At 69.2% G+C, this 24,883-nt stretch carries 19 protein-coding genes and 1 pseudogene; 4 read left to right on the top strand and 16 right to left on the bottom strand.

Annotation, left to right across the window (positions count from 1 at the left end; all coding sequences use genetic code 11):
- Positions 1 to 16: 16 nt before the first annotated feature.
- Positions 17 to 676 carry a hypothetical protein gene (locus K0O62_RS13380; protein WP_205870594.1) on the bottom strand — a complete coding sequence of 220 codons (660 nt, stop codon included), beginning with the start codon at positions 674 to 676 and terminating at the stop codon, positions 17 to 19.
- 301 nt (positions 677 to 977) lie between these two features.
- Between K0O62_RS13380 and K0O62_RS13375 the strand changes: the two genes are divergently transcribed.
- Complete coding sequence (locus K0O62_RS13375; RefSeq protein ID WP_073854657.1) at positions 978 to 4,850, top strand: alpha/beta fold hydrolase; 3,873 nt, start codon at positions 978 to 980, stop codon at positions 4,848 to 4,850.
- A gap of 53 nt (positions 4,851 to 4,903) precedes the next feature.
- Here the strand turns inward: K0O62_RS13375 and K0O62_RS13370 are convergent, their stop codons facing one another.
- The 14 genes from K0O62_RS13370 to K0O62_RS13305 form a co-directional block, all read right to left on the bottom strand.
- Positions 4,904 to 6,364 carry an eL24 family ribosomal protein gene (locus K0O62_RS13370; protein ID WP_131817372.1) on the bottom strand — a complete coding sequence of 487 codons (1,461 nt, stop codon included), beginning with the start codon at positions 6,362 to 6,364 and terminating at the stop codon, positions 4,904 to 4,906.
- A gap of 248 nt (positions 6,365 to 6,612) precedes the next feature.
- Positions 6,613 to 7,434, bottom strand: coding sequence for an FkbM family methyltransferase (locus tag K0O62_RS13365; RefSeq protein ID WP_073854653.1), 822 nt, complete (start codon positions 7,432 to 7,434; stop codon positions 6,613 to 6,615).
- On the bottom strand, positions 7,431 to 8,318 hold the full coding sequence (locus tag K0O62_RS13360) for a glycosyltransferase family 2 protein (RefSeq protein ID WP_234799983.1): 888 nt from the start codon (positions 8,316 to 8,318) through the stop codon (positions 7,431 to 7,433). Before K0O62_RS13360 ends, K0O62_RS13365 begins: the two co-directional genes overlap by 4 nt.
- Before the next feature lie 228 nt (positions 8,319 to 8,546).
- Complete coding sequence (locus K0O62_RS13355) at positions 8,547 to 9,533, bottom strand: endonuclease/exonuclease/phosphatase family protein (RefSeq protein WP_245006547.1); 987 nt, start codon at positions 9,531 to 9,533, stop codon at positions 8,547 to 8,549.
- Between the two features lie 13 nt (positions 9,534 to 9,546).
- Complete coding sequence (locus K0O62_RS13350; RefSeq protein WP_234799981.1) at positions 9,547 to 10,449, bottom strand: sugar phosphate isomerase/epimerase family protein; 903 nt, start codon at positions 10,447 to 10,449, stop codon at positions 9,547 to 9,549.
- A 129-nt stretch (positions 10,450 to 10,578) separates the two neighbouring features.
- Positions 10,579 to 10,728, bottom strand: a complete 150-nt coding sequence (locus K0O62_RS13345; protein WP_165636945.1) for a hypothetical protein — start codon at positions 10,726 to 10,728, stop codon at positions 10,579 to 10,581.
- Positions 10,729 to 10,904: 176 nt separating this feature from the next.
- Positions 10,905 to 11,915 carry a bifunctional diaminohydroxyphosphoribosylaminopyrimidine deaminase/5-amino-6-(5-phosphoribosylamino)uracil reductase RibD gene (ribD, locus tag K0O62_RS13340; RefSeq protein ID WP_073855280.1) on the bottom strand — a complete coding sequence of 337 codons (1,011 nt, stop codon included), beginning with the start codon at positions 11,913 to 11,915 and terminating at the stop codon, positions 10,905 to 10,907.
- A gap of 14 nt (positions 11,916 to 11,929) precedes the next feature.
- Positions 11,930 to 12,607 carry a ribulose-phosphate 3-epimerase gene (rpe, locus tag K0O62_RS13335; protein WP_073854649.1) on the bottom strand — a complete coding sequence of 226 codons (678 nt, stop codon included), beginning with the start codon at positions 12,605 to 12,607 and terminating at the stop codon, positions 11,930 to 11,932.
- 5 nt (positions 12,608 to 12,612) lie between these two features.
- Positions 12,613 to 14,022: an RsmB/NOP family class I SAM-dependent RNA methyltransferase gene (locus K0O62_RS13330; RefSeq protein ID WP_220045503.1), complete on the bottom strand. Its 1,410-nt coding sequence runs from the start codon at positions 14,020 to 14,022 to the stop codon at positions 12,613 to 12,615.
- Positions 14,019 to 14,945 carry a methionyl-tRNA formyltransferase gene (gene fmt, locus K0O62_RS13325; protein ID WP_073854645.1) on the bottom strand — a complete coding sequence of 309 codons (927 nt, stop codon included), beginning with the start codon at positions 14,943 to 14,945 and terminating at the stop codon, positions 14,019 to 14,021. Before fmt ends, K0O62_RS13330 begins: the two co-directional genes overlap by 4 nt.
- A gap of 9 nt (positions 14,946 to 14,954) precedes the next feature.
- The gene (locus K0O62_RS13320; RefSeq protein ID WP_073854643.1) at positions 14,955 to 15,497 is read right to left on the bottom strand and encodes a LemA family protein; all 543 of its coding nucleotides are present in this window, start codon (positions 15,495 to 15,497) and stop codon (positions 14,955 to 14,957) included.
- The gene (locus tag K0O62_RS13315; RefSeq protein WP_073854641.1) at positions 15,491 to 17,305 is read right to left on the bottom strand and encodes a DUF2207 domain-containing protein; all 1,815 of its coding nucleotides are present in this window, start codon (positions 17,303 to 17,305) and stop codon (positions 15,491 to 15,493) included. Before K0O62_RS13315 ends, K0O62_RS13320 begins: the two co-directional genes overlap by 7 nt.
- A gap of 26 nt (positions 17,306 to 17,331) precedes the next feature.
- Positions 17,332 to 19,278 carry a primosomal protein N' gene (locus tag K0O62_RS13310; RefSeq protein ID WP_083603693.1) on the bottom strand — a complete coding sequence of 649 codons (1,947 nt, stop codon included), beginning with the start codon at positions 19,276 to 19,278 and terminating at the stop codon, positions 17,332 to 17,334.
- A gap of 50 nt (positions 19,279 to 19,328) precedes the next feature.
- Positions 19,329 to 20,027, bottom strand: coding sequence for a lysoplasmalogenase (locus K0O62_RS13305; RefSeq protein WP_073854637.1), 699 nt, complete (start codon positions 20,025 to 20,027; stop codon positions 19,329 to 19,331).
- Here K0O62_RS13305 and K0O62_RS13300 point away from each other — a divergent pair.
- The 3 genes and pseudogenes from K0O62_RS13300 (at position 20,026) to K0O62_RS13290 (ending at position 23,436) form a co-directional block, all read left to right on the top strand.
- A complete protein-coding gene (locus K0O62_RS13300; protein WP_073854635.1) occupies positions 20,026 to 20,991 on the top strand; it encodes an alpha/beta hydrolase in 966 nt (321 codons plus the stop codon). The genes K0O62_RS13305 and K0O62_RS13300 overlap by 2 nt on opposite strands.
- A gap of 69 nt (positions 20,992 to 21,060) precedes the next feature.
- Positions 21,061 to 22,023, top strand: coding sequence for an alpha/beta hydrolase (locus tag K0O62_RS13295; RefSeq protein ID WP_073854633.1), 963 nt, complete (start codon positions 21,061 to 21,063; stop codon positions 22,021 to 22,023).
- Positions 22,024 to 22,033: 10 nt separating this feature from the next.
- Positions 22,034 to 23,436, top strand: a pseudogene (locus K0O62_RS13290) (flavin-containing monooxygenase).
- Positions 23,437 to 23,585: 149 nt separating this feature from the next.
- Here K0O62_RS13290 and metK read toward each other — a convergent pair.
- Entirely contained in the window at positions 23,586 to 24,794 is a 1,209-nt protein-coding gene (gene metK / locus K0O62_RS13285; RefSeq protein ID WP_073854630.1) for a methionine adenosyltransferase, read from the bottom strand.
- Between the last annotated feature and the right edge of the window lie 89 nt (positions 24,795 to 24,883).

Below are 24,883 nucleotides of genomic sequence, written 5' to 3'. Positions count from 1 at the left end.
TCGAACCGCCGGGCGTTCACCGTGATACCTCGAGTCCTTGAGTGTCGGCGGCATGGCCATGGTCGCGGGCCACCGACCCGAAACCGGCGGTGCCGACCGCGATGACGGCGATCAAGATGCCGTAGATGGACGCCCGCTGCGCCCCGCCGGGTCCGAGAACGTCGTGGCCACTGGCGTAGATGAAGTATCCGATCAGGCCGGTGAACCCTGCCGGCACGGCGATCGCGCGCCGCTCCCCCGATATCTTCGTCGCGGGATTCGCCGCGATCAGCAACGCGCTGACCGATCCCAGCGTCATGAAGACCACGGTGGCCGTCAGGTTCACCGCATAGCTGACATGTTGGGTGACCACACCGGCAACGCTGAGCGCCAGGCCCGCGAGCGCCAGCAGCAGCGCAGCGCCCCGGTCGGTCGACCGCTGGACGAACAGGCTCACGGCGACGACCACCACCGCCAGACCGGTGGCCACCAGGGCGATGTTCATCACCGGGTAGATCTGGCTGCACGGCCAGTTGCCCACCGGGCCGCAGAAGGCGATGCCGAGCGGACCGAGCAATTCGTCGCGATAGCCGTAGTGTCCGCGCCAGGACGCCGAGACCACCCACTCCGCCGCGAAATACACCAGGGGCACCAGGGCTACCCACCCGGTCAGCCGGGCCGTCGAACCGAGACGCACGTACCTCACCATCCTGCGCCACGGAGGCGTTTCACTGTTCACGAGACGCCCGACCGCCCGTCGCTGCAGTGGAAACTCCCTGGGCGCAACGGGGTTCGTCTCAATTGCACCGGAGGTTAGCAACACCCGGCAGCCTTCGGGCGGCTACCTCCAGCGGTATGATGCGCATCACGTGTTTGGGTAGGCTAACCAATCCTTCCGCTCCTGGGTATTCTCCATTCGGCGGCCATCAACCGCGCTCTCACCGCCCGCACCCGGCCCCCGCCGAACGCGCCCACGCTCCCGCAAGGACCCCATCCGCATGCCGACGACAGGCAGTTCCGCCGCCCTGCGCACCCAGCAGAACTCCTCTCCCCCTGCGGAACTGGGGGTTCCTGTCGCGGCGGTGACCGGCGCGGCCGGCCGGGACCGGGGCCACGGGCTCGGTATCGACATCGCGGCCGTGATGACGTCGAGTGCCGCCACCGGCATCCTCGGCTTCGTCTTCTGGACGGTGGCCGCCCGCGGATACGACACCGCTGAGGTGGGTCGCGCCTCGGCGATCATCTCCTCGGCGACCCTGATCGCCATCCTGGCCAACTTCAGCCTCGGCAGCATGTACGAACGGTTCCTGCCATTGGCCGGTGACCGGACACAGCGTGTGGTGTGGGAGGGCACCGCCCTCGTCGCCGGCGCGGCACTGCTGTTCGGCGCCGTGTTTCTCGGTGTCGGCCCGCGGGAACAGTTGTTCCCCAACTGGGTCGAGATGCTGCTCTTCCCGGCGTTCGTGGCGGTGCTGGCGATCTATGCGCTGCAGGATCAGATCCTGATCGGGTTGAGCCGGGCCCGCACGATCGCGATCAAGAACATCAGCCAATCCACGGTGAAGCTGGCTCTGGTCGCGGCCCTCATCCCGCTGGCCACCGGCGCGGCGATCGTCTGGTCATGGGTGCTGCCCGCCGCCGCCATCACCGCGGTCATCGCGGTCCTCATCATCGCCCGCGAGACCCGGAGCCGGACAGGCACCCCGGAGCTGCCCGCACGCCGCGAACTGTTCCACTTCTTCGCGAGTTCGTATGCGATCAACGCGATCAACGTGATCGTGCCGCTGCTGGTCCCGCTGATCGTGGTCGCCCAGCTCGGCACCGAGATGAACGCCTACTTCTCGATGTGCTGGCTGGTCGTCAACACGCTGGGCGCCCTCATCGTCGCCACATCCGCACCGTTCATCGCGGCAGCCTCCACCCCGGGTGCCGATGTGTGGGCCTGTACCAAACGCTTCGTGCTGCTCTGCGGCGGCTCGGCAGTGGTGGGCTGCCTGACGCTGTCGGTGACGGCCCCGTGGATTCTGGGCATCCTCGGTCCGCACTACGCGCAGAACGGCACCACGCTGATCAGGGTCATGGCACTGGTACTGCCGGCCGTGGCGCTGACGACGATCTACACCGCGCTGGCGCGGCTGCAACGGAGGTTACGGCTCGCGGTCGTCTCGCAGGTGCTGCTCGGGGTGCTGGTGGTGATGGGTGTCATCCTGACCACCCCGCGGTGGGGTATCAACGCCGTCGGATACACCTACCTCGCCGGCGAACTGCTCATCACTCTGGTCGTCGCACTGCCCACCATCGCGTTACTGCGCACGGTCGCGGCCACTCCGCGCGGGCAGACCCTCGACAGCCCCTCGACACCTGTGGTGCGGCCGGACCTGACCCATGTCGCGCCGGTCGAGTTCGATTCGGTGAGCCGGCGATTCGAGCAGATCGCCGAGGAGAAGCAGACGCAGGTGGCACTGCGCACCGAGCACGGAACGGTCAGCTACGGGGCCCTGCGATCGGGCGCCGCTGCCTGGCGTTCCGCCCTGCTCGGCCGCGCTGACCCGGGGGCGGCGGTGGCGCTGGTAGGCGACCTCGATCCGCATACCGCGGCCGTCGTGCTGGGCAGCTTCGCCGCCGGCGCCCCGCTGGTCCCGCTGGATCCGGGACTGCCACAGGACCGGATGACGCATATCTTCGACGCACTCGGCGCGCAGGGGCACCACCTGGACACCATCGTCGTGGACGAATCCAACAATGCACTGGCACAGGTGTTGAGCGCGGACCATGTGGTGTGGACGGCAGCGCACCCGCCGCGGACCACCACCGGCACCGCCACCGCCGCCCGGATCGGCCTGCAGACGGTGACCAGCATCCAGTTCACCTCGGGGTCCTCCGGGGAACCCAAGGCGGTCCTGCATGTCAACGGAACATGGCTGAGCGACTGGATACTGCACCGGGACCGGTTCGGCATCGTCGAGGACAGCCGGGTCGCCCTCTGCATGCCGGTCAGTTTCGCGGCCGGCCTCAATGTGCTGGTCGGCGCACTGTTGTCGGGTGCCGACATCACCGCCGTCGATCCGCGCAACTGCACCCCGGCATCGGCCCTCGACCGGCTCGCCGATGCCGAGATCCTGATGTGTACGCCGTCGTTCCTGCAGTCCCTGACCGAGGCGGCCGGTGATCGCACCCTGGTCGGCCTCCGGCGCATCGTGACGACGGGAGAACCGGTGTACGGCAACGTCATCCGGCGCGCCCGCGACCTGGCGCCCAATGCCGTCCTGACCAACTGGGCCGGTTCATCCGAGACGCTGGGCATCGCCCACTTCGACATCTGGCCCGATGACGAGATCCCGGCGGGAGTCATCCCGGCCGGCTTGCCGGTGCCGCACAAGACGTTGGCGATCGACGAAATGGGCCGGTTGACGGTCACCTCCCCCTACCTGGCCGCCGGATATCTCAAGCCAGACAGCGCGTCGACCACGTTCACCACCAACCCGGACGGCAGCCGCACGTTCGTGACCAACGATCGAGCCCGGATCACCGACGACGGTGTGCTCGTGGTGCTGGGCCGGATGGACGCCGCGGTGAAGATCCGTGGGTATCTGGTCGAGCCGGCCGAGGTGGAAGCCGCTCTGCTGGACTGTCCCGGCATCCGCGAGGCGCTGGTACTGGCCGATCAACATGCCGAAACCCCGGTTCTGATCGCCTACGTGACACCGGATCCCGGGCTTCGCAGCCCCGCCGTGGCCGACGTGCGCGCCCAGCTGCACACCCGGTTGCCCGCCTGGATGGTCCCCACCCACGTGATGATGCTGGACGCCTTGCCGCGCAACGAACGCGGCAAGGTGGACCGGCGGGCCCTGCCCGCTCCCACCCGCGGGCCGATCGTCGCCCCGGCGCCGGGCCTGGAGACCGAGATCGCCACCGTGTGGGCCGCCACCCTGCGCGTCACCGAGGTGGGCCGGGACGAGAATTTCTATGCTCTCGGCGGAGATTCGCTGAACGTCCAGCAGATGATCAGCGTGCTCGGCGAGCAACTCGGTGTTCGGCTCACCGCATCCGATCTCGCCGTCGCGCCGACCGTCACCCAGTTCTCCGAGATCGTGGCGGCCCGGCTCCAAGGGGATGCCGCGCTACGGGACAAGGGCATTGCCCCGACCACCGTGCTGTTGCGTCCTGCGACCGACGCCACCGGCAAGACGGTGTTCTGCTTCGCCGGTGCCGGCGCATCGGCGCTGTCCTTCGTCCCGCTCACCGACCGATTGGACCGCGACACCGCCGTCATCGCGTTCCAGGCGCAGGGCCTGGAGAACCGGGCGTTCCCGGACTGGACGATCGGGCGAGCGGCCCGGCGTCACCTGCGGGACCTGCTGGCGCTGCAGCCGGAGGGCCCCTACACCCTGGTCGGCCACTCGCTCGGCGCCTTCATCGCCATCGATGTGGCCAACCGGCTCAAGGCTCTTGGCCACGACGTCGAACTGGTGACCCTGCTCGACCCGTTCCTCCCGCCGCGCACCGTGCGGGCCGCACGCCGGGAACTGCCCGACGTCGGATCGACACTGCTGGAACAGGATCCGGCCGCGCCCTGGGAACTGTGGCGGCAGCGGCTGTGGCTGCCGCTGGCCGGCATCATCGACGGCACCCCGCAGGAGAAGGTCGCCGCGCTCCGCGAGGTCGGCGTGCGGGTGGGACGGCTGCACCGGCCGCTGCCCTATCACGGGCGAACCCTGCTGGTGCTCAGCAGTTTCAACCGCGACGACGACCGGGTGTGGCCGAAACTGCTGACCGGCGACCTCACCGTGGCACGGATCAACTGCGATCACGATTCGGTGGTCCGCGAACCGCACGTGGGCCGGGTCGTCGAGATGATCGACCGACTCTGAAACGACGTACGGCCCCCTCCGAGGAGGGGGCCGTACGTGCGATGGGGCGAGATCTACTCGCTGTCACTACCCGAGCTGCCGGAGCCGCTGTCCGACTCACCGGACCCGCTACCGCCGGTGTTGCCGTCCGACGTGCGGTCGGCCTTGGCGGCCGCGCGCTGCGCAGCCTTGGCGGCGGCACGAGCCTGCGCCTTGGCGGCCTTCTGCTCGGCCTTCGCAGCCTTCTTCTCCTCCTTGGCGTCGGCCGCGTCGTCAGCCTCGGCTTCCGCGGCCGTATCGGCCGCCTTGCCATCCGCACCCGTATCGGACCCGGCGCCGGTCTCGGCATCGGTCTTGTCATCAGGCTCGGTGCCGGCCTCGTCGCCGGCCGTGGCGTCCGCGGCGGGCTCGGTTTCGGTCTCCGCTGCGGGATCGGCCGCGTCCTCGGTGGCCGTGTCCTCGGTCACGGACTCGTCCGCGGTGTCCTCGGTCACGGACTCGTCCGCCGCGTCCTCGTCCGCATCGCCGACGGCGACAACCTGCTGAACCGGTGTGCCGCCACCGGAGCCGGTGTCCAGGCTCAGCGTCACCGTGTCGGCCTCGGCGGCGACCGCCGGAGAGGACACCCTGCTCAGCTCGGGCACCGCGGTCTGGGCAGACCGGGGGGCGTTGAGGTTGCGCAGCGCATCGGCGAAGAGCTTCGGGTACTGAACGAAGAACCCGTCGAGCGTCCCGCCCTCACTCAGCAGACCGGGGAACACCGACCACTCGGGGGCGATGGTGGGACGGTATCCGTTGAGGAACGCGCCGACCACCTTGGCGGGGAGATTGACGACATGGCTGACCGCGCTCGCCAGATCACCCGCGACGATCGAGGCGCGGATCTCGTCCAGACTGTCGGTGAACCGGAAGATGGCGCTCACGTAGGGCACCAGGATTGCGTGCGGGTAGCCGGCCAGCGTCGTGTCACCGACGAACATCGCGTCCAGGACCGCGCCGATGGCCGGGGCGCCGATGGCGCGCGCGACCTCGCCGGGGATCTCCAGGCTCGGGTAGAGCGGCCAGCCCGATTCGCCCAGACCGAAGATGAACCAGTCGTTGAGATAGGCGAAGGACTCCGTGAACTGGCCGCGGAACAGGTTGGTGAGCGAGTTCTGGATGACCCCAGGCAACTTGGCGTTGTGCGCAGCATTACCGGCGATCGACCCCTGGATGCCGGTGATCAGCGTCTGCCGGTGCTCGCCCAGGTTGTTCAGCACCGCCGGGATGGTGGTGAACGGGTTGAACAGAGCCGTCGCCAGCTCACGCTGCAGCTGCGCGTTGCCCAGCAGGGTGGACAGATTCGGCCCCAGGGTCGTCGACACCTCGCGACCCCGATTGCTCAGGTGCCCGAATGCCTTCGAGAACGTCTCGTTCAGGACGACCAGCGGGTTCTCGAATGCCGCGAGCTCGACCGCGCGTTGCTGCGCGACCGCCGCAGCGTGCTGGGCGGATTGCAGCGCCGGCGCGTTGGACGCCATCGGGCTGACGGCCATGACCGACGCACCGGTGATCGCCACCGAAGCAACGAGCAGCTTCTTCTTCGACGGTGCGGACGACGACGGCGCGGTGCAGAATTCGCGCCCCGGTTCCACTTGAACAGCGAGTGACACGGTTCTCCTATTTTTCTTCGAGGGGTGATCAGCCAGAGGTGGCTGTCGCGAATGCTATTGCAGGACAATGCCTGCCACAATAGCTACGTCCTACGACCGTCCAATTTTGCTGAATACGTTCACAGAAAGCATCAACGCGTTGCATCTTCGGGGCTGAACCGTTGCAGCACAGCGCAATCGAAGAGCATCAAGGTTTCATCCCGGATCAAGGTATCCATCTTCCTACCGGCGACGGCTTCATACAGCGAGGACAGCCCGCCGGATCCGGGAAGCATCCAGTCATGCGGTTCGATCATGATGCACGCAAAGGACGAGACCGCCGCCGGCGAGGCGCGACAGACCTCGGACTCGGCTCCCTCGATGTCGAGTTTGACGATGAACGGTGCCGCATCCGGTATCTCAGCGATCAACGTCTCGAGCGTCACCGATGGTGTCATCCCTGCATCCGAGACCCGGTTGGCCCACGACCCCTCGTCCCGAGTCGTCAGGTGGACACCGTTCTCGTGGCTCCACACCGCAGCATGGACCGCCCTGATCCGCGGGTTGTGCGCACAGTTCTGTTCGATGAGATCGACACAGGCCGGGTCCGGTTCGACCGCCAGGATGACGGCATCCGGAAAGTGCTCGGCGAGATACAGGGCCGAGTAACCGACGTTGGCGCCGGCGTCGATGATCAACGGGACCTGGCCGGCCGCTCGGATACCCGCGGCGATCACGTTCAGGCGGTCCATCCAGAACGGGTGCGCATCGTATTCACGTTCGGTGAAGATCTGAGCGAGAACGAAGGGGTCACTGTCGCCGGGGCGCACCATCAGCCGGTGCGCACCGCAGGCCACCTGCACCGGCTTGGTCATCCCGAGCGCACGGCGTGCGACCAGGTTCAGAGCCGAAGAGAGGCCGATACTTTCGGCGAGGGCGAGGGTATGACCGATCGTCTCGCGTACCTTGCTCATCGCGAATGCAGCGGCGACGGGACCGCCGCGGCGGCACGGTGGAGCCGCCGCTCCCGGCCGATGGTCCGCAACACCCGCAGACCGTCGGTGACCGCGTTCAGATTGCTGCGTCCGAAGATGCGTTTGCCTTCGAAGCTGCTGACTTCCTGGATCTTCAAACCGTTGCGCGCGACACGGACGTTGATGACCGTCTCGATCTCGAAACCGTCGCCCCACTGCGCCTCGGGGACATCGGTGCGCGGTAGATCCAGAACCGGCAGATGCCGCCGCCAGAATGCGTTGTACCCGTAGCACAGATCCGTGAAGCTGGTGTCGAACAGCTGGTTGACCAGCCAGTTGAGTCCCCTGTTGCCGAACCGGCGCAGCTGGGTGATGTCATCACTGCCGCCCGATCGGGTGAAGCGGCTGCCCTTGGCGAAGTCGGCACCGGACACCAGAGCTGCGACGAAGTCCGGGATCTCGGCCGGGTCGGTCGATCCGTCGGCGTCGATCATCACCACGATGTCACAGCTGCTGACCTCGAAGCCACATGCCAGCGCGTTGCCTTTCCCGCTCCGGGACTGGTTGACTATCAGTGCATCTGGCCACAACTCACGGGCGACATCGACCGTGTTGTCGACGGATGCACCGTCGACCACCACGATCTGATCCACCGCCGGCATCCGCTTTGCGACATACGGCAGGTTGCGAGCCTCGTTGCGGGTCGGGATCACCACGGTCACGGTCGGCCGACCTGCACCGTCCGCCGACCCTCCGGGACCCTTGCCCACCGCCCGAGCACCATTCTCGCGACTACCGACAGCTTTGCCGGACAACCCATCCTGGTCGATGACGGCGAACTTCGCCATGCTCGCGAAGCCGGTGCCCTCCACGGTATCTGTCAAGGGAGTCTTTACCTTTCACGACGGTAAGGCACCTGGCGGATGCCACGGAACGGCGCCAGAGCTTCTCACCAGTCGGTGAGTTCTCATTGCAAGAAGGACATTAGCGAGAACCCACAGGAAATTGTCAGCTACGTCGGGCGAGTATGACCCAACCCACACGACCACCCCACAGCCGTGCTCGTACACGAATCTCTTTGCAGCGCAGTAGAACAGATGAATTCAAAATATCTAGTTTGAATTCATCTCGGGCAACTGCAGGGCGCCCACCACACCGAGATGGTCCGATCCCGGCAGGTCGAATCGGGTGAAGGACATCGGCACCCATCCTCGCGCCAGGATCCGGTCGATCGCCAGTACCGGCGGCAGCATCCGGTCTGCCGGGTAGGTCGGCACCACACCGGCGCCCAGGTACTCGGCGGCGTCGATCAGTGACGCACCGCCGTTCGGCGTCGAATTGCTCAGCAGGTCCCGATACTGGCGGTGGTCGTAGGTGGAGTTGAAATCGGCGCCCACGATCATCGGGTAGGGCTCGGCCGCAAAGATCGGGCGCAGCCGCTTCAGCTCGTACACCCATTTCCAGGCGGGCTCGGGATACGGCGGGAGTGGGTGAAGCGCATACACGGCTGTCGGGGCGGCACCGGGGATCTCGGCGACAGCACGCAGATTGTTCAGGACGAATCCGTCCAGCCGGGCGCACTCACGCAGCGGGTGTCGCGAGTAGATACCCGCGCCGCCCCCGCCGGGGCGGGGATGGCCGCAAGTGTTGGGCAACGCGTCCTCGAGTCCGGCGTCCGCCAGTTTCGCCGCCGCCGAATCGGTCAGCTCGATGACGGTGAGCAGGTCGACGCCGTGCGCATCCACCGAATCCACCAGCGCCACGGGATCCGCGCCACCCAGCCTGATGTTCGCCTGCATCACCCGCACCGACGGCCCCGACGACTCCACCGGCGCACCTGCGCGATACAGCGGCGCCTGCGTCCCGATCCCGACCAGCAGAACGACCGTTGCCGCCACCGCGACCCACCGATGCCCGCCGATGAGCAGCAGTACGACTGCGACCGCGGACACGAGGACCGCCACCGGGGTGAACGCCGCGATCCACGCCACCAGCGTGCTGGTCATCCCCACGAAGTGGGCGCCCACACCGACCGTGGCGATCACCCAGGCGAGGCCGCCGATCAGACCGGCTGCCGTTCTCCAGCGAGGCGCAGACACGACCGACGGCCGATCAGGCAGTTCGCACCAGCGGTGACCAGTTCGATTCATCGAGAGATGCCAGCACGTGGCGGGCGGCCCGGGCCGCGGCGGCAGCCCGCACCCCAGCGGGTGCGTCACTGTCCAGCGGCGTCTCCACGCTGATCGGAATCCCGGGCGGCAGTGCGCGCAACATCGACAACAGGTCGAGGCCGCCGGCACCGGGTAGCAAGCGGGCACAACGGCCTTGGTACATCATTTCCTGCACGTCGGCGGGCCGCTCGGCCGGCGCATCGCAGATCTGCGCGTAGCGAATCCACTCCGCCGGGAGTGCGGCAAGGTCGGCGGGCGTGTTCCCGGCACGGTCGTAGTGGATGGCATCGATCAGCAGACCCACTTCGGCCTGGCACGCGGTGACGATCCCGACACCCTGATGCAGATCCTGCACCTGGGTCCACGGCATCGGTTCCAGGTTCGGAGTCAGGCCGAATTGCGCTGCCAGCAAAGCCAACTCGGCCAGGTTGTCCGCGATACGACCGTGGTCGTCGTCGTTGCCGGTCACCAGGATCTCGGTGGCACCCAGGAATGCGCCGGTCTCCAGGAAAGCCTCGAAATCGGCGCGGACGTTCGTCTCCGGGCGCAGTCGCAGCACCTCGATGTCGAGCAGGCGCAGACCGGAATCGTCCAGCCGCTGCTTGGTTTCCCGGATCAGTGGGGTTTTCCCGATGGTGGGCCGCAGCGGCTCCTGTGGTGTGGCCCGGATCAGCCGCAGCCCGACGGCATCGAATCCCGCCCCGGCCGCGCAGGACACCAGCTCAGCCGGGTCCAGTTCCAGCACCGTCAGCGGCGCCAGCGAAATGATGTGCCTCGTGCCACCGGCTCGGGACTCCCCCAACGCGCTCATCACCATCTCCTCGCCGGCTCCGTCCCTCAACACGGGAACTGCCACTCCGGCAATCATCATCGATCATCGGGGCTCGATTTGGTGGTCTACGTCGGCGCGGACGCCGTGACCGGTGACGAAGATTACGTTACGTGACCAGCAGATTCAGCAAATGGGCAGCGCTCAACAGCGCTCCAGCCCCCGCTGCATGATCTCGGGGGCGCGTCGGTACACGGTCGGCTGCGGCCCCAGCCGGAGCACGCCGAAGACCAGGGATTTGACGTGGTGCGGGGTGACCGGCCCGCTGTTGAGCCAGTCCTGCAGTGCAGTCATGCTCGTTGTCCTTTGTTGGTGCTTTCCCGATCGATCCGTCGGCGAAGGCGCTGTTGCCGAAGTCTACCGGCGCACCGCGGACCGCACAGGGTTACAACACCCGGCTCATCGATGCGGGCCAAGGGATCTGGACATCACATTCCGACTCCAAATGTGTCCGCGGTCACACTGCGGGATCAGTTCGGTACCAGGCTGAGCCGGACATCCGGCCCGATCGCCTCGATACCGTCGAACCGCCACCGCTGGGCACCGGCGATGCTGAGCACCCCGACGTCGTCGACCGCGGTGATCGGGCCGCCGAGCAGGATCGGCGCGACGTAGGCGAGGATCCGGTCGATGACCCCGGCCCGCAGGAACGCCCCGGCCAGCGTGGGTCCGCCCTCCAGCAGTACCGCCGTCCGACCCGACAAAGCCCGGATGACCTCGTGCGGGTCATGGGTGCGGATCACCATGGTGTGCGAATCATCGTTGAGCACATTGGCTTCCGAGGAGATCTCGCGCTCGCCCACCACGACCCGAAGCGGCTGGCGGTCCGCGAGGCTGCCGTCGGGCAGTCGCGCGGTGAGGGTCGGGTCGTCGAAGAACACCGTGCCGGTACCGACCACGATCGCCTCCACCACGCTGCGCCGGCGGTGCACGTCGGCGCGGGCGGCTTCACTGGTGATCCACTGGCTGCTGCCGTCGGCGGCGGCACTGCGCCCGTCCACGCTGGTGGCGAATTTCCAAGTCACGTGCGGCAATCCGGTGCGCTGCTTGTGCAGCCATTCGCGCAGCGGACCGCCGGCCACCTCGGTGGCCAATACCCCGGCCTGCACCGCGACCCCGGACTGTGCCAGCCGCGACGAGCCGCCGGCGGCCACCGGGTTGGGGTCCGCGACGGCGTACACCACCCGGGACACCCCGGCGGCGAGAAGGCCGTCGACGCACGGCGGGGTGCGGCCGTGATGGTTACACGGTTCCAGCGTGACCACCGCGGTCCCGCCACGGGCCAGCTCGCCCGCACGCCGCAGCGCCACCACTTCGGCGTGTGCCCCGCCGGTCGGCTCGGTGGCACCGACGCCCACCACCGCCCCGGCGGAATCCAGGATGACGGCGCCGACGGGCGGATTGGGATAGGTGGCGCCCTTGACACGCTCGGCCTGTTCGATGGCCAGCCGCATCGCGGCGTCGAAGGTCGCCGGCCGCATCGCGGCGTCGAAGGTCACAGCGTCAGGTGCGGCGACACTGCCCCGGCCTGCCGACGCAGTTGCCGCACCGCCTCGGCCGGGTCGGCGGCGCTGTACACCGCCGAGCCGGCCACGAAACAGTCCACACCGGCCTCCGCGGCCGCCTCGATGGTGTCGGCGTTGATGCCGCCGTCGATCTCCACCAGGATCGTCAGTTCTCCCGCGTCCACCAGCCGGCGCACGGTGCTGACCTTGCTGAGCACCTCCGGGATGAACTTCTGCCCACCGAAACCGGGCTCCACGGACATCACCAGCAGCGTGTCGAACTCCCGCAGGATCTCCAGGTAGGGCTCCAGCGCGGTGCCGGGCTTCAGCGACAATCCCGCCTTGGCCCCGGCCGCCCGGATATCGCGGGCCACACCCACCGGATTGTCGGTCGCCTCGGCATGGAAGGTGACGTTGTAGGCGCCGGCCTCCGCGTACGGCGGTGCCCACCGCTCGGGCCGATCGATCATCAGATGGCAGTCCATCGGGATGTCGGTCGCCTTGAGCAGGCTCTCCACCACGGGCAGACCCAGGGTCAGATTGGGGACGAAGTGGTTGTCCATCACGTCGACATGTAGCCAGTCGGCACCGGCCACGGCGGCGACCTCGTCGGAGAGCCGGGCGAAGTCGGCGGAGAGGATGGACGGAGCGATGAGGGGACCTGCCATGCCGGTCAGCCTACTTTCAACGCCGCAGCGAACATCGCATCGGTGCCGTGCAGATGCGGCCACAGCTGCACGTAGGGTCCGTCGCCGAGCTGATCGACCCCGGGGAAGAACTCCCGGGCGTCCAGCGCGGTGACCGGCTGCCGGCGCAGCGCGTCGGCCACCACACCGACCGTCTCGGCCAGGTGCGGGGAACACGTCGCATACAGCACCACCCCGCCCGGACGGGTCAGCGCGATCGCCGAGGCCAGCAGCTCCTTCTGCAGCTTCGCCAGCGGGGGCACGTCGCCGGGTTGGCGCCGCCAGCGCGCCTCCGGCCGGCGCCGCAGCGCACCCAACCCGGTGCACGGCGCGTCGACCAGCACCCGGTCGAAGCTGCCCGGGGCCAGGCCGGACTCCCGCCCGTCGACCCGCAGCACATCGACGGGCAACCCGGCGGTGTTCTGCTCGACGAAGGCGGCGCGATGCTCGGCCGGCTCCACCGCGGTGATCCGGGCCCCCTCCGGCGCCAGCGCCGCGATCAGTGCGGTCTTACCACCCGGGCCCGAACACAGATCCAGCCAGCGGCCGCCGTCGGTCCCGTCCACGCCGGCCAGCGTGAGGGCCCGGGCCACCAGCTGGGAACCCTCGTCCTGAACCAGTGCCGCACCGTCGCGCACCGCCGGCAGGTCGCCGGGGTCACCGCCGGGCAGGTACACCGCGTACGGCGAATACCGGCCGACGGTGCCACCGGACTGGGCGGCCAGCTCGGCGGCGGTCAGCACCCCGGGCCGGGCGACCAGGTGCACCAGGGGGCGTTCGTCATCGCTGGCCAGCAGCGCGCCGAGCTGTCCGGCCCGGGTACCGAGCGCGTCGACGAAGGCCTGAGCGACCCAGCGTGGATGCGCATGTACGAAGGCCGCATGCCCGATCCGGTCGGTGGCCGCCGACGGCGACAGCTCCTCGATCCAGCCCTGCTCGTCCTTCGCAGAGATGCTGCGGAGCACACCATTGACGAAACCCGCTCGAGCCGTATCGAATTCGATACCAGCCTGGTCCACCGTGGTGTCCAGCGCGGCGTGCGCATCCACCCGGGTACGCAACAACTGGTAGGCGCCCAGCCGTAACAGGTCCAGCAGCACCGCATCGATCTGGTCGACGGGGCGGCCGGCCGCCGCGGCTATGACCGCGTCCAGCATGCCGCGGGTGCGGCAGGTGCCGTAGGTCAGTTCGGTGGCGAACGCCGCGTCGCGGCCACTGATCCCGCGTTCGCGCAGCAGCGCCGGGAGGGTGAGGTTGGCGTAGGCATCGCGCTCGCTGACCGCGCGCAGCACGTCGAACGCGGCCCGCCGGGCCGGATCCAATGGCTTACGCCGCGGCCCCTTGCCCTGCGACGGGCGGTTGGAGTGCTGCCGTGCGGGACGGCCGGGGCGGTTCACAGCGCACGCACCGATTCGTCCAGGCGAGCCCCGCGGGCCCAGTCCGCGGCGTCCATCGGTTTCTTGCCCGGCGGCTGCACCCAGCTCAGGGCCACCGCGTTCGAACCGGTGCCGACCCAGACGTCGCGGCGCCCGACCTCGAACTCGCCTGCGGGCAGCGTCTTGGCCTCGTCGGGGCGCACCGGACCCAGTTTGACCCGGGTGTCACCGATCATGGTCCAGGCCCCGGGATTGGGGGTCACCGCCCGGATCCTGCGGTCGACCGCGTGAGCGGGCAGATCCCAGCGCACCCTGGCCTCCTCGACGGTGATCTTCGGCGCGATCGTGACCCCGTCGACGGGTTGCCGGACCGGGCTCAACGATCCGTCAGCAATACCGTCCATGGTCGCCTCCAACAGCCCGGCACCCGAAACCGACAGTCGCTCAAGCAGATCTCCGGCGGTGTCGGTCGGGCGCACCGTTTCGGTCACCACGCCGTAGATGGGTCCGGAATCCAGCTCGAGCTCGATCTGGAAGGTGGTCGCGCCGGTCACCTCGTCACCGGCGGCGATGGCGGCCTGCACCGGGGCCGCGCCGCGCCAGGCCGGCAGCAGGGAGAAGTGCAGGTTCACCCAGCCGTGCGCGGGCACCTCGAGCAGATCCTCGCGCAGCAGCGCACCGTAGGCGACCACCGCGCAGGCGTCCGGGGCCAGCTCGCGCAGTTCGGCGACGAACTCCGCGGTGTTCGGCCGTGCGGGGCGCAGGACCGGGATCCCCAGGTCTGCGGCCAGCTGCGCCACCGGCGACGGCGCCGGTTTGCCGCGCCGGCCGGCGGCCGCATCGGGGCGGGTCAGCACCGCGACGACGTCGTGGTTGTCCGACTCGACGAGTCGGCGCAGTGAAGGCAACGCGGGTTCTGGGGTTCCGGCAAAGACGAGACGCACCGAGTCAGTCTAGGGAAGACGGGGCGTCTGATAGAACTCGCGTTCTCCCACGTCGGCGATCGAGGCGACGAACATCCACGGCATGGTGGTGACCAGCCGATTCACCGTCGCCACCGCATCGTTGTAGTACTGCCGCGCGAACGCCAGCTTGTTCTCGGTGTCGGTGAGGTTCTGCTGCAGGTTCAGGAAGTTGTTCGACGAACTCAGCTGCGGGTAGCTCTGCCCCAGCGCCAGGACCTGACCGAGCGCACCGTCGAGTTCGCCCTCGGCGGCGCTGCGACGGGCCACCGACTCGCCCCCGGTGGCGGCGTCGAGCGCTGCCCGGGCCCGGGTGACGTGGTCCAGGATGGCCTTCTCGTGCGCGGCGAACGATCCGACCGTGTGCACCAGGCTCGGGATCAGCGCGGCGCGGCGGGTGAGTTCGACGTCGATCCCGGACAGCGCCTCGGACACCCGGACGTCGGCGGCCTTGAGTTTGTTGTAGCCCACCACCAGGCCGATCAGCACCAGCACGGCGATCGCCAACACCAGAATCAGCAGAAAACTCACCATGATCCACCTCCGCCTCCGCCGCCCCCACCGCCGCCGCCGCCGCTGCTACCGCCGCCACTGCTGGAGGACGACGCCTGCGACGCGGTGTAGGCGCCGATCGATGAGGACAGTGCCGACTCGAAACCGTCGAACCCCGCGCCGCCCGAGCCTGCGTGCCGGCCCGGGGACGTGCTGTCCGAGGAGTTGTACCACTCCGGTTGCGGTGCGGCGGCGCCGGTCGCGTCCCGGTACTTCTGCGCCCACAACGCCGCGCTGCCCGCGGCCACCGCGAACGGCACGTAGGCGGCGTAGAGATCCTTGCGGGCCCCGAAGTCGAACCGGCTCTCCGCCGAATCGGTGGACAGCAGCCGGTGAAATCCCCCGGCCCGCGACCACAATTCGCGTCCGGCCGGCGTGCGGCGGGTGCCGACACCGTCACGCCAGGAGGCCGCGGAGAACAGGAAGAACGCCGCGAACGGCAACGCCCACAACGTGATCGGGAATCCCCAGCGGAAGAAGCCACACACCATCAGGATCGCCGCGACCGCATTGGCTGCGCGCAGCCACAGCTCGCGACGGCGTTTGACGATCAGCCCGTTGTCGATCGCCCAGTGCCGCACCGCGGTGTCCATGTCGGACTTGGCCTGGTTCAGCTTCTCGCCGGAGCGGGCCGACTTCCGGGCCTTGAACTCGGCGCCGGGCCCGATCACCTCCAGTGCCGATCCGACCGCGACGGCGACCGGATCGATATCGGCCCAGGCATCCTTGCGCGCCGTACCGGTCACGTTCCAGTCGTCCTCGTCGACCTGCCGGAGTTCGACGAGCTTGCGTTCGGCGAGATGGAACAGCGTCGCGGTCAGTCCGTGCGCGGGTACCGACTCGGTGCGGATGTACTCGGTCTGCACGGGGCCCAGCCCGGGCGGCGGCTCGTACTGGAGCGGGAAACCGGGTGGCGGTTCGAAGGTCCTGCGCTGCCACAGGATCGCGACCATCCCGGCCACGACCGCCAGCCCGAGCAACGCCGCGACCTGTGTCGTCGACTGGCCGAGCACACGGTCCCAGTGGTGGCTCCACGGCAGTTCCGTGCGCGGCGGCGTGGCCATGTCCACCCCGGCGCGCAGGGTGACCGGGGTGTGCGGCGCCAGGTTCCCGGCCTCCAGACGCACCGTGGTGCCCTCGACGGCGAGGTCCCGGCACGCCGCCCCACGACCGAGGCCGACCGAGCATTGGGCGCCGAGCACGGGTTCCGGCAGGGTCACCGTGACATCGACGTTCTCGATCCGGTTGTTCCACGCCGGTGCGACGACGTTCCAGAAGAACACCGTGCGGGCCCGGGGGTTTCCGGTCGAGCTGCCGAACTGCCGGTCGGCGCCGGTGGTCCCGGGATCGAGTACCCCCGGGACGGTGTAGCGGATCTCATAGACGTGGGTGCCGGGGTTGAGCGTGTAGTCGGGGCTGCCGATCTTGGCCACCCGGAAGCGTTCCCTGCCCTCCCAGAGCAGTTGGTAGGGCACCTGTTCACCGTCGAGCAGGATGGACCGGATCTGCGGCACCTGCCGGATCTCGGGGTCGTTCTGGTTGGTCACATCCCAGTGCCGGAAGATGCCGTGCCGGTCGGCGGGGAACTCGCCGGTGATGGTCTCGACGGCGTCGAGGTTCCCGTCGGCACTCACCGTGTAATGCGCGGTGTAGTCACTGATCACCACCGGATCGTCGACCGGACCGTCGGTGCCGCCACCGGTTCCGGCGACCGCGCTGAACAGCACCGGCCACAGCACACCAAACGCGATGAGCACCAACGGGATCAGCAACCGCAGCAGCCGCCCCATACCCACCTCCTGTCGGTTGTCGCTGCTTACCCTATGTGCAGCGGGTCCATTTGGACCCGAACCGGCTGCTGTTCGTGGCGCGAGCTCAGCGAGTTCACCGCACGGCGCAGCGCCGCAGCGAGTTCCAGACCGCCCGCCCGCGGCACCCGCACCAACATCCGGCTGACCGGGCTGTCCACCGCGATGCCGGGTGGCCGGCGCGCCCCGGGCGGCAGGTCGACCGGCCCCAGCGGTTCGGCCCCGGCGGGCAGTTCGGCCGCATCCAGCAGGGCCGCCACAGCCTCGGGCACCCCGTCGAGCACCGCGAGGTGCACCGCGGGGGGCAGCGCCACCTCGTCGCGGGCGTTCAGCTCGAATTCGGCGTGGCCCAGCGGATCCCACCGGATCAACGACTGCACCGTGGGGATCGCGGACTCGGCGATCACCGCCACCGTGCCGCCGTCGGCGCGGCTGCGCACCAGGGCCGACGCCGCCATCCAGCGCCGCAGCGTGTCCTCGGCCGCGCGCAGGTCCTGCCGGCCCAGCAGGGCCCAGCTGTCCAGCAGCAGCGCGGCGCCGTACCCGCCCTCGGCGACCGGTTCCGCGCCCGGGGTGGCGACCACGACAGCCGGTTTGGCACTCACCGTGGACACCACCGACTCCCCACCGGAGGTGATGATGCTGGCCCCGGGCAGTGCCCGGCCGAGTTCCTCGGCGGTGCGCCGGGCGCCGACGACCACCGCGCGCACCGCATCCGAGCCGCAACTCACGCACCGCAACGTCAGCTCGGCGCGGGCACACCACCGGCACACCGCGCCGTGGGTGTCGCGGTCCGGCAGCGACATCGGGCCGGTGCAGTGCCGGCAGCGGGCCACCGTGCGGCACCGGGCGCAGGCCAGCGCCGGCACGTAGCCGCGGCGCGGCACCTGCACCAGCACCGGATGCCCGGCGGCCAGGGCCGTACGCGCGGTGCGCAGTGCCATCGACGGAAGCCGCGCGGTGTGCGCGGCCGGGTCCCGCTCCTGATCGAAGGCGTTGTCGTCCAGGGCCACCACCCGCGGCGCGTGGGCGCGTACCTCCGCGCGGGCCGCGACCAGGTCGTGGGCCCACCGGCTGCGCACCAGCGCGTGCGCTTCGGCGGTCCGGGCGAAGCCACCGATCATTGCGGCGCAACGCAATTGGTGCGCCCGCAGCATGGCGACCTCACGTGCGTGCGGGTACGGCGCCCGCGGCTCGGACAGCGAGTCGTCCCCGTCGTCCCAGACGATCACCAGGCCCAGATCGGCGACCGGCGCGAACACCGCGCTGCGGGTGCCGATGACCAGCCGGGCCTGCCCGCGCAGCACCGAAAGCCAGCGCCGGTACCGCTGCGAGGGACCCAGCCCCGCCGACAGCGCGACCACCCTCGAGTCGTCCACACAGGTCACCGCCGCCGCGTGCACGGCGTCGACGTCCCGCTGATCGGGCACCACGATCAGCGCACCACGCCCGGCGTGCACCGTCGCCGCGGCGGCCTCGGCCAGCCGTAGCGGCCACCGCTCCCCCGGCAGCGCCTGCCACACCGCCCGCGCGGCCCGGCCTTCCCGGATCGCCTGGAGGAACCGATCACCGCGCACGTACCGCGCCCAGCCGGATTCGTCGACCGGGGTGGGGGCCGACGGCGGCAGTTCCGGTGGGGCCTGCTTCTCGACGGCGGCATGCCGCGGCGGGACGGCCAGCCGCAGCACATCCGGCCGGGTGCCGACGTAGCGGGCGGCCACCGCATCGGTGAGCCGGCGGATCTCGGTGGTCAGCACCGGTTCGGCGGAGACCACCCGGTCCAGCCAGCCCAGCTTGCCCGGATGGTCGGTGTCCGAACGCCTTTCCAGGATGAAGGCGTCCACCAGCCTGCCGTGGAAGCGCACCCGCACCCGGACCCCGGGTTGGGCATCATCGGACTGGTCGGCGGCTACCAGGTAGTCGAACTCGCGGTCCAGATGCGGCACCGACAGCATCGGCAGAACGCGCGCGATCGGCTCGTGCTCGGCGGCGCGGCGGGTCTGGGTCACCGGTCCCTTCCGAAGAAGAACCCGGCGGTGATCAGCATCAGCGACGCCGCGTAGGTCCACCAGATCGGCACGGCCAGGACCTCTGATCCCAGCATGAACTTGCTGATCCCGATCATCGAATCCGAGACCGCGAAGCACACCGCACCCAGTGCCGTCCACGGCGTGGGCAGGTCGGCCAGCAGCGCGGCACACACCATCGCGACGAGGACGCCCATGTAGACGGTCACCGGCAGCGCCATGCCCTGCTCCAACAGCGCCGGCCAGAACGACACCAGCAGCACCACGCAGGCCAGCACCACGACGGCCGCGGCCGCCAGCCGGGACGGCTGCCGTCGTACCAGCGGGATGAGGGCGGCCAGGAAGCACAGGTGCGCGATCAGGAACGAGGCCAGCCCGAGCACGAAGGACGGCTCCCACCACGGCATGGCGAGCAGGTAGTCACCGGCGGCCGAGCCGATCAGCGCGGCGACCAGCCAGCGCCGCTCCCGGGCGTGGGGATGGCGCAGGGCGGCCAGCGCCAGCAGCACCGCGGCGGAGGCCTTCACGGCGGGCTGCAGCGCGAACTGCCCGGTCAGTTCCGCGCCGGACGGGACCCGCAGCGCGACGGTGATCAGGAAGATCCCGTAAGCCAGCCCGCACAGCACCGCCAGGACCCAGAACGACCGGACCCAGCGCGCTGCGTACGGTGATGCCATGCCTGAATCCGGTACCGACAGACCCGCCTTGGACGCCATTCTGGAAAAGGTACTGGAAGCGGTGCCGTTCCAATTGACCATGGACGGTGGTCCCGACGAAGCGCGGGCCCGCTTCGCGGCGCTGCCCCGGCGAGAGGTGCATCCGGACCTGCGCACCGAGGACCGTGCCGTCGAGGGTGTGCCGGTGCGCATCTACTGGCCGGACGTCGCCGAGGATCACCCGCCGGGATCAACTCCCGGGTCGCTTCGCTCCCGCCCGCCGGTGGTGCTGTTCTTCCACGGCGGCGGCTGGGTGGTCGGCGACGTGGACACCTATGACGGGACCGCGCGCGAGCACGCCGTCGGAACCGGTGCGGTGGTGGTCTCGGTGGACTACCGGCTCGCGCCCGAGCATCCCTATCCCGCCGCCGTCGACGACGTCTGGGCGGTGACCCGGTGGGTGGCCGCGCACGCCGACGAACTGGGCGCCGACCCGAGCCGGATCGCGGTCGCCGGGGATTCCGCCGGCGGCAACCTGGCCGCCGCGGTGGCGCTGTTGGCCCGCGACGCCGGACTGGACCTGCGGTTGCAGCTGCTCTGGTACCCGGCCACCACCTGGGACAGCAGCCTGCCGTCGTTCACCGAGAACGCCGACGCGCCGATCCTCGGCCGCGGCGCGGTGGGGGCCTTCTCCAGGCTGTACGCCGCCGGGGTCGACCTGAGCGATCCGCCGGCCACGCTGGTGCCCGCCCGCGCCGAGTCACTTTCCGGTCTGGCGCCGGCCTATATCGCGGTGGCCGGATACGACCCGCTGCGCGACGACGGCATCCGCTACGCCGAACTGCTGGCCGCCGCCGGGGTGCCGGCGCAGGTGCACAACGCGCAGACGCTGGTGCACGGCTATCTGGGCTACCACGGGGTGGTGCCGGCGGCGACGGAGGCGGTCGATCTCGCCCTTGGCGCGCTGCGGGGCGCGTTAGCCTGAGCGCATGAGCGAGCGCAGCGAGCGAATCAACGTCCCAGAATGCGGCGCCCGGGCCTGCGAGGGGACCGCATGACCGCCTCGAACGGCCGCGCCGACGTCGACCCGAATCTCAAAGCCCTACTGGACGCGGTGCCCCTGGAGTTCACCATCGCCGACGGTGCCGACGTGGCCCGCGAGAAACTGCGCGCGGTGAAACCGCCGCCGGAGATGTTGCCGCAGCTGCGCATCGAGGAGCGCACCGTGGGTTACGGCGATCTGGACGACATCCCGGTGCGGATCTACTGGCCACCGGTGCAGCAGCACGACAACCTGCCCGTGATCGTCTACTACCACGGTGGCGGATGGGCGATCGGCGACCTGGACACCCATGACCACGTGGCCCGCGCGCACTCGGTGGACGCCGAGGCGATCGTGGTGTCGGTGGACTACCGGCTCGCCCCCGAACATCCCTACCCGCAGGGCGTCGAGGACGCCTGGGCGGCACTGCGCTGGGTGAGTGAGCACGCCGGCGAATTGGGCGGAGACCCGACCCGCATCGCGGTGGCCGGGGATTCGGCGGGCGGCAACCTGTCCGCGGTGATGGCCCTGCGGGCGCGCGACGCGGGCGGCCCACCGCTGGTGTTCCAGCTGCTGTGGTATCCGGTCGCGGTCGGTGACACGAAAGCGCCGTCCTTCATCGAGAACGCCGACGCCTACATCCTCAACCAGGACGTCAGCACCGCCTTCCTGACCTGGTACCTGCCCGGCATGGATCTGAGCGACCCGGCGGCGCTGCCCACCGATGTGGCACCCGCCAACGCCGAGTCGCTGAGCGGGCTGCCACCGGCCTTCATCGGCACCGCCGAGCACGATCTGTTGCGCGACGACGGCGGCAGGTACGCCGAATTGCTCAGCGCGGCAGGGGTTTCGGTGCAACACAGCCTGGAGCCGACGATGGTGCACGGATACGTCAGCCTGGCGTTGGCGTCGCCCGCCGCGGCCGAGGCCACCGAACGCGGGATCGCCGCCCTGCGGGCCGCGCTGCATCCCTGAGAGTCGGGCCATGACACCGGACGTCCACACCGTCATCGTCGGGGCCGGGTTCTCCGGGATCGGAGCCGCGATCGCCCTGGACAAGGCCAGGCTCGGTGACTACCTGATCATCGAGGCGGGCGCCCGCACTGGTCGCGCACCTACGCCCCGGGCCGGGAGCTCAAGGCCTACGCCGATCACTGCGTCGCCAAGTACGGGATCGCCGCCAGGATCCGGTTCGGCACCGAGGTCACCGGTGCGGTGTTCGACGACGCGGCCGATCTCTGGCGCATCAGCACCTCGGCCGGTGAGCACACCGCGCGGCACCTGATCAACGCCGCCGGTGTGCTCAATGTGCCGAAACTGCCCGACATCGACGGGGTCGACACCTTCGCCGGCACCACGCTCCACACCGCCCGCTGGGATCACCGCACCGACCTGTCCGGAAGACGTGTCGCGGTGATCGGCACCGGCGCGTCGGCGGTGCAACTCATTCCCGAGATCGCGCCGCAGGTCGGACAGCTCACCGTGTTCCAGCGCACCCCGATCTGGTGTTTCCCGAAGTTCGATGTGCCACTGCCGGCGCCGGCACGCTGGGCGATGCGCCTGCCGTTCGGCAGCGCCGCCGGCCGCCTGCTGAGCCAGGCCTACGTCGAGGTCACCTTCCCGTTGGCCGCGCAGTACCACAGCGTGTTGCCGCTGTCCGGCGGCGCCGAGCGGATGGGGCTGTCCTACCTGCGCCGCGAGGTCCGCGACCCGGTGCTGCGGGAGAAGCTGACCCCGCGCTACGCGGTGGGCTGTAAACGCCCGGCCTTCCACAACAGCTATCTGAGCACCTTCAACCGAGACAACGTCGACCTCGTCACCGAACCGATCGATCGGATCACCCCGACCGGGGTGTGCACCACCGGGACATCGGGCGAAGGCGTCGCCCACGATGTCGACGTGCTGGTGCTCGCAACGGGTTTCAAGGTGATGGATGTCGACTCCGGCACCTTCGGACTGATCGGCCCGGGCGGTCAGGCACTGGCCGACTTCTGGACCCGCAACAGGATGCAGGCGTACGAGGGTGTCAGCGTGCCCGGCTTCCCGAATTTCTTCAATGTCTGCGGCCCGTACGGGTACGTCGGCTCGTCGTACTTCGCGTTGATCGAGACGCAGACCCATCACATCGTGCGCTGCCTGCAGCAGGCCGCGCGCACCGGCGCGGCGCGGGTCGAGGTGCGGCCCGAGGCCAACGCCCGCTACTTCGCCGAGATGATGCGCAAACGACACCGCCAGATTTTCTGGCAGGACAATTGCGCGACGGCCAACAGCTATTACTTCGACAAGAACGGCGATGTGCCGCTGCGCCCGGCCAGCACGCCGGAGACGTACTGGCGCAGCCGCACCTTCCCGCTCGATGACTACGCGTTCAGCGGGACGGCGGGTTAGAACGAGGATCTCACCCTGCGCCACCGAGATGGAGACACCGTCGAGCGCGGTTCGAATGCCGGTGCACGAAAGCCCTTGCCAGCAGACGCGAATGGCCGCTATTCCGGGTGGAATAGCGGCCATTCGCGTCTCTTCGCGAGAAAAAGAGGCTAGACGGAAGCCTTGAGCTCCTCGACCTTGTTGGTCTGCTCCCAGGGCAGCTCGATGTCGGTGCGGCCGAAGTGGCCGTACGCGGCGGTCGGTGCGTAGATCGGGCGCAGCAGATCCAGATCCCGCACGATGGCGCCGGGGCGCAGATCGAACACCGCGGTGATGGCCTTCTCGATCCGGGCCGGGTCGACGGTCTCGGAGCCGAAGGTCTCGACGAACAGACCCACCGGGGCGGCCTTGCCGATCGCGTAGGCGACCTGCACCTCGACCCGCTCGGCCAGGCCGGCGGCGACGACGTTCTTGGCCACCCAGCGCATCGCGTAGGCGGCCGAACGGTCCACCTTCGAGGGATCCTTGCCGGAGAAGGCGCCGCCGCCGTGACGGGCCCAGCCGCCGTAGGTGTCGACGATGATCTTGCGGCCGGTCAGGCCGGCGTCACCCATCGGGCCACCGAGCACGAACTTGCCGGTCGGGTTGACCAACAGCCGGAAGTCGGAGGTGTCCAGGGTGTCGTGGTTGAGGTCGTCGAGCACGGTGTTGACGACCTGCTCGCGGATGTCGGGCGCCAGCTGGCCGTCCAGGTCGATGCCCGCGGCGTGCTGGGTGGACAGCACCACGGTGTCCAGCCGGACCGGGGTGGTGCCGTCGTACTGCACGGTGACCTGGGTCTTGCCGTCCGGGCGCAGGTAGTCCAGCTTGCCGTTCTTGCGCACCTCGGCGAGGCGACGGGCCAGCCGGTGGGCCAGCGCGATCGGCAGCGGCATCAGTTCCGGGGTGTCCTTGATGGCGTAGCCGAACATCAGCCCCTGGTCACCGGCGCCCTGCAGGTCCAGCGGATCGCCGGCGCCCTCGACGCGGGTCTCGTGAGCGGTGTCCACGCCCTGGGCGATATCGGGCGACTGGCGGCCGATGCCGATGTTGACACCGGCGGTCTCGCCGTCGAAGCCCTTGTCCGAGGAGTCGTAGCCGATCTCCAGGATGCGCTTGCGCACGGTGTCGTTGATGTCGGCGAAGGCTTCCTTGGCGGACGTGGTGACCTCGCCGATGACGTGGACCTGGCCGGTCGTGACAGCGGTCTCGACCGCGACCCGCGACCTGGGATCGACGGCCAGCAAGGAGTCGAGGATCGAATCGCTGATGGCGTCACAGATCTTGTCGGGGTGTCCTTCGGTCACCGACTCGCTGGTAAACAGCCGACCTGTGCTCACGTGACATCCTCCAAATAGTTAGATAGGCAAAGCTTAATCTTGCTCACTGGCAGCCAACCTTGTAAAGCCGATCGACGCAACCGTTAGGC

The organism is Mycolicibacterium diernhoferi (assembly GCF_019456655.1).
GTDB lineage: Bacteria > Actinomycetota > Actinomycetes > Mycobacteriales > Mycobacteriaceae > Mycobacterium > Mycobacterium diernhoferi.
Note: the sequence above shows the minus strand (reverse complement) of the source record. Positions and strands in the feature narration are given on the sequence as shown.